The sequence below is a fragment of the Tateyamaria sp. genome (assembly GCF_059783535.1).
In genome coordinates this window covers 1-5,146 of record NZ_JBYNDP010000053.1, presented here as the reverse complement: position 1 = coordinate 5,146, position 5,146 = coordinate 1, and the positions used below count along the sequence as shown (strand labels likewise).

General features: G+C 58.6%; 6 protein-coding genes. 1 reads left to right on the top strand and 5 read right to left on the bottom strand.

Features of this window, described 5'->3' with window-relative positions:
* The 4 genes from AC6RA8_RS11785 to AC6RA8_RS11770 all read right to left on the bottom strand — a co-directional run.
* Positions 1-517: hypothetical protein (locus AC6RA8_RS11785; RefSeq protein WP_500352946.1), on the bottom strand; the 517-nt coding region annotated here is incomplete at its 3' end.
* Positions 514-1,497, bottom strand: coding sequence for a phosphatase PAP2 family protein (locus AC6RA8_RS11780; RefSeq protein WP_500352945.1), 984 nt, complete (start codon positions 1,495-1,497; stop codon positions 514-516). The genes AC6RA8_RS11780 and AC6RA8_RS11785, both read right to left, overlap by 4 nt.
* Complete coding sequence (locus AC6RA8_RS11775; protein ID WP_500352944.1) at positions 1,437-1,694, bottom strand: hypothetical protein; 258 nt, start codon at positions 1,692-1,694, stop codon at positions 1,437-1,439. The genes AC6RA8_RS11780 and AC6RA8_RS11775 overlap by 61 nt, the downstream gene beginning before the upstream one ends.
* Before the next feature lie 78 nt (positions 1,695-1,772).
* Positions 1,773-3,413: a hypothetical protein gene (locus tag AC6RA8_RS11770; RefSeq protein WP_500352943.1), complete on the bottom strand. Its 1,641-nt coding sequence runs from the start codon at positions 3,411-3,413 to the stop codon at positions 1,773-1,775.
* 158 nt (positions 3,414-3,571) lie between these two features.
* Here AC6RA8_RS11770 and AC6RA8_RS11765 point away from each other — a divergent pair, with 158 nt between their 5' ends.
* Positions 3,572-3,772, top strand: a complete 201-nt coding sequence (locus AC6RA8_RS11765) for a hypothetical protein (protein WP_500352942.1) — start codon at positions 3,572-3,574, stop codon at positions 3,770-3,772.
* A 265-nt stretch (positions 3,773-4,037) separates the two neighbouring features.
* Here AC6RA8_RS11765 and AC6RA8_RS11760 read toward each other — a convergent pair.
* The coding region (locus AC6RA8_RS11760; RefSeq protein ID WP_500352941.1) for a cryptochrome/photolyase family protein at positions 4,038-5,146 on the bottom strand (1,109 nt) is incomplete at its 5' end.

Here is a 5,146-nt window from a genome sequence, read left to right as displayed (position 1 = left end):
TAAAGTTGCGATGACAGAACGGGATGCCGTCATCGATAATCGCAACAATAACAATACCTTCAGGATCAATAGCGGGGTCCGGTGCAGCACTTTCTGCCCAATCGCGAAACACGGTTTGCTCCCGCACGGGATAGTTCACATGCCCAACAATGCGCGGCGCGGGTGACATGCTTGTGAGGGTCGAAATAGCGGTCTGACCCACACATGCCTTGAAGCCCTGCAAGCGCGCAGCGGTTGTGCCGCCGCGCGCGTCGTCGTCCTCATAAAACAGAGCCGGCACAAAACGCGACTTGAACCCCCGCGCCGTCCAAAGGGCGGGGATCAGAACCTCACCGGTGTCCGTACTCCAACGGTGGGGAATATCGGACATCTCAACCGGCTCGGACGCCTCAAAGACACAGGTCAACGCGTCCGAGGCGCGGTCCAGGCCCGGATGTTTGTACCCCTTGCCTGTCCCATACACCCACGCTTCGTAAGGGCCATCTGCGCATTCCACATGCGCTGCAGCGGGGGTCATGCCGTCGCGCGCAAGTGGTTGATGTCTTCCAACGCGCGGCTCCAAAGCCAGGCGAATTTGCTGTCCGCCGATGGTGCTGCGACAGTCGCACGCTCCATGCTGACGCCCGCAATTGGCGTGGCCGATGTCGGATCGAACAAAGCCTTCGCATCGCGCAGGAGGAAGTCGGCACCCTGTGCTGCCGTGTCATTTGGATCAAATGAGAACTTCAGCAGTTCCGCATCCGCATTCTGGCTCAGGGCGGCGATAATGCGACCCACATTGATGCCAATGGTGAAACCCGCAGCACTGTCGATGGGATAGTGTACCCCGGCAACGGTCCGGTTCACTGCAATGCGGTGCCCTGTGGCATGGATCATGTCACGGCGCTCAGCCACATGGCTGATACCCGTGTCCGCCGCCTCAAGCAGTGCCACCAGCACGGTGGAAAGGGCTGCAGCCTGGGTCGCATGACCGCTTGGCAGACTGCCATGGGACGGTGTCGGGATCAGCGGAACCAACCGGCTATCCAGCTCGTCTGGACGCCGACATGCAAGCCCGTACTTGGCGGGCATCGAACACAGGCCAGCCAGATGCTGAACGAACTGCAGCAACTCGGTCAGATGCCTTGAACGAGCGGCTGGCAAGGCGATGATGGGCGCAAAAAACTCGGTAACGCCACCGGTCTGGGCGACGATCTCGGCACCGCGGTCGCCCCGTTGATCCAAGTAATAGCGAACCAGATTGACCTGTGTGGCCAGCGTTTCAGCAGAAGCTGGTACAAAGCTGGCAAAATCCGTCCCCGCCCAAGACAAGGACAAACGGCCGGCGCCCGGCTCTGGTGTGTAGACCGATCTGAAGCTCTCCAGGAACTCCATGGTCAGCAACATCGACCGCACATCCTGCCCGTAGCGGCCCATGTGATCGGTTGCGTTGGGCGTCAATGTCCCGCCACCAAACACAGGGAAATCGTCAGTCCCGGCAAGGTGAACAACAGCCATGGTACTGGCTTGTACCGCCCCACCCGCCGCATAGACGCCCGTGTGTCCGGCGTGACCCGCGTGCCCCGCATGTCCTGCGTGCCCTGCATGACCAGCGTGCCCGGCATGACCTGCGTGTCCGGCATGACCCGCATGTCCAGCATGGCCTGCGTGACCCGCGTGCCCAGCGTGACCCGCATGTCCGGCGTGACCAGCATGTCCGGCGTGACCCGCGTGGAATGGCCCAAATAACGACATTTACCTCTCCCTTTTGGTTCCAAATAACTTTGTAAAAACTAAAAACCGGCGGCTTTCAGCGCCGTAACCATGCGATTTCCAACGTCAAATTCCGCTGCCGGGTGCGACCGACGATATTCGTCCAGATCAAAATACGGAAGCTGGCGACGCAAACGCTCGCCAGTCTGCATAACCTGCTCGTGCTGGCCCAGATGATGGTGAGCACACAGCTTCGTTCGCAGCGTCGATACGTGGCGCGCGTTCATCTCGAGCGACAAGTCGGCCAGCTCGACCGCGCGCTGATAATCACCGGCAGACACATGAGCAAAGGCCGCAAAAGAATGAAATAGATAGCCCAGCGGGTCTATGGGCGACAGGCGATGCGCTTTCTCCACATACTCGACAGCCTTTTCCGAGCTGTCCCGAAAGGCATGCATAACACCGCTGAACAACCATGACATCGAATCGTTCGGATTGACTTCAAGCGCCTTCGCGAACCGTTTTTCGGCCACACCTTGGCTGTTGTTCAGAGCCGAGTGGACAACACCATCGACGGCAAGGCAGAGCGAGTTGTCAGGATCAATGTCCAGCGCACGCTGTGTCAGCTCGGACGCCTGCAATGCGTCAGATTTCGGGTCCGAACTCCACCCATTCCAGATGGACATGATGTACCAGTCGCCAAGCCACGCCAAAGGTTCGGGGGCATAGGGCGCGCGCGCCACCGATTCTTCGATCAGTTGGCGTGCACGTGCGAAATTGGCCAGCTTCAATTCGTGCATCATGCCGACGCCAGCCAAAAGCAGACGGTGATCTTCAAGATCAACGATGTGCCGGCCCCGCGCATACCGCACTGTATCGGACGCAATCATGCGACCAACCGCGGTGGTCAGTTCGGCAATGGCATCGCTCTCTGACGACAGGAACTCTGTCACCGGCGCCCCAAATGATCGGGTCCACAGGATGCGCCCTGTTGATGTGTCAATGAAGTCTGCATTCAACGTCACATTCATGTCCTGGGCGCGCAGTGACCCGGTCAGGCAGTAGTGCGCCCCAAGCGTGTCATGCACTGTCTGCATGTCGATCTGTTGCTGGCTCAGCTGACGCGCCGACATGTGTGAAATCACTGACATCAGGCTGGATTTTGAAAGCGACCGACAAACCTCTTCGGCGACGAAATCGCCCATGGCATTCAGGCTGGGGTCACCGGACACAAGCCGAAAAGGGACCACGGCAACCGTTGGCAATATGGATGGCGGCGGTGGCTGATGCGACGTGCTGAACAAGCCATAGATCTGGCTGGGGTTCTGGCGGATGTTGTGAAGCCACTCCTCGAACCCTTGTTCGCGAATGTCCAACCCTTCAAGAAAGGTCGCGCCACCCGGGCGACCCAGAAAGCGCACGTGCTGAAGGTTCAGGGCCAGTTCCGAATGAGTCGTGGTCAGGAACCGGTCGAAATCGTCGCCTAAATGAGATTTGATATCCGACACGGCGCGCCGCAGACTTTGCCGACCGCTGTCAAAAGTTGACCGGCCCCACAGGGTGTCTTGCAGGAAACTGCGCGTGCGGCGTCCAAACGGGGCCGTCGCAAGCAAAGCGAACAAAGCCTTGTGTTTGGTTCCTGTGATCTCATAGCCGTCGGCGCCCGCTTTGCGGACGACACAAGGCCCGAACAGATTGATCTCCAGCACTTTTCCGTCCACGGATATGCCCCCAGCACCACGCATTAACCCTAGCGGAACTCTGAGAAGCGAAAAAGCGACTTCACGCTTTATTCACGCGCCCCGCGGCCCGGAACCTGACATATTTGTGTCAGAACACCGGGCTGCTCCGGCGGCTTTCAACGTATGGGAGAAACGTGATGACGATCAAACCCGACTTCGTACCGGAGGCGACTGAGCCGCTGACGGCACGTGATGTCATCGACTTCCACCTCCGCTGGGACGAATTTCGCCCCGTGGCCAAGTCGATCCATGGGCTCCTGGACCTGTCACAGGATCAAGCCGAAACGCTCTACTGGCTCATTGAACTGTCAGATCGCGTGCACAAGGACGACCTATAAAGCGTCGTGTAGCCACATGATGCACCGCTATTCAGGCGGCTGCAGTGGCTGCGCATCAAACCAATTCAATAAAGGCACTTTTACGCGGCCAAGCCTTGTAGGCCTCCCAGAAACGGCCGTTTCAATTCATTCAACTCAGTTTCGGGCCACCGGTTTCTCAGGTGGCCCGAAATGGCCGGAACCCACCTGCGTATTTTATTGGGGGGATCGTACAGTATCCGGCCATCTTTCTACCCTCGAACAGCCGGGCAGAAGTCGACGGCGTTCAAACAATTTCACCCGCTGACATCCGATCCAGAAAGTCGTCTGCCTCGCGCAGCACCGTTTCGCGCCGCGTCGCGTCCATACGGTCCCATGTCCGATACATGTTGCCCATGCGCGCATTGTTGGAAAAACGGTCCCGGTGCCGATCCAGAAAATGCCAATAAAGCAGGTTGAACGGACACGCTCCGTCGCCGGTTTTGACGCTCACCTTGTAGTGGCACCCTTTGCAGTAGTCCGACATTCGATTGATGTAGGCCCCCGAAGACACATACGGCTTTGACGCAATCACACCGCCATCGGCAAACAACGACATGCCCACGACATTCGGCGCCTCGACCCATTCAAACGCATCGGCATAGACGGCCAAATACCATTCCGACACGTCTGCCGGATCCAAGCCTGCCAACAGCGCGAAGTTTCCAGTCACCATCAGCCGCTGGATATGATGGGCATAGGCCTCGGCCCTGGTCTGCTCAACGGCCTTGGACACACAGCGCATCCGCGTCTCCGCACCCCAATAGAAATCCGGCAGTTTTCGCTGATGGTGCAGCCCATTGCGATGCGGATAGTCCGGCCCTTCCAGAAAATAGATGCCGCGCACATATTCACGCCACCCGATGATCTGACGAATGAAACCCTCGGCCGCGTTGATGGGCGCATGCCCCTCCTTCCATACCTGCTCAACAGCTTGGCAAACCTCCAACGGGTCCAGCAAACCGATGTTGATGTAGGGCGCCACCAGCGCGTGATAGAGAAACCGATTGTTCGCCAGCATCGCATCCTGAAAGTCCCCGAAGCGCGGCAAGGCATAGGTCACGAAGTGCGCCAGCGCCTGCTGCGCCTGTTCGGGGTCCGTTGCAAACCAAAACGGGCGCAGATCACCGAAATGGTTACCGAACCGGCGCTCCACCAGATCCAGTACCTCCTCAACCACAGCATCCGGCGTGAACTGAAGCGGCCCACTAAACGCAACATCGTCTGGCGCGGGCTTGCGGTTCTCGTGGTCGTAATTCCACTTGCCCCCTGCAGGTTTATCCCCCTCCATCAACAAGCCTGTCTTGCGCCGCATCTCGCGATAGAAATACTCCATCCGCAGCGCCTTGCGCCCTT

Bases quoted from the DNA above. Each gene is read 5' to 3' on its own strand.
- AC6RA8_RS11765 (WP_500352942.1), top strand. From the start codon at position 3,572: ATGACGATCAAACCCGACTTCGTACCGGAGGCGACTGAGCCGCTGACG.
- AC6RA8_RS11775 (WP_500352944.1), bottom strand. From the start codon at position 1,694: ATGCTGGTCACGCCGGACATGCGGGTCACGCTGGGCACGCGGGTCACG.
- AC6RA8_RS11780 (WP_500352945.1), bottom strand. From the start codon at position 1,497: ATGGCTGTTGTTCACCTTGCCGGGACTGACGATTTCCCTGTGTTTGGT.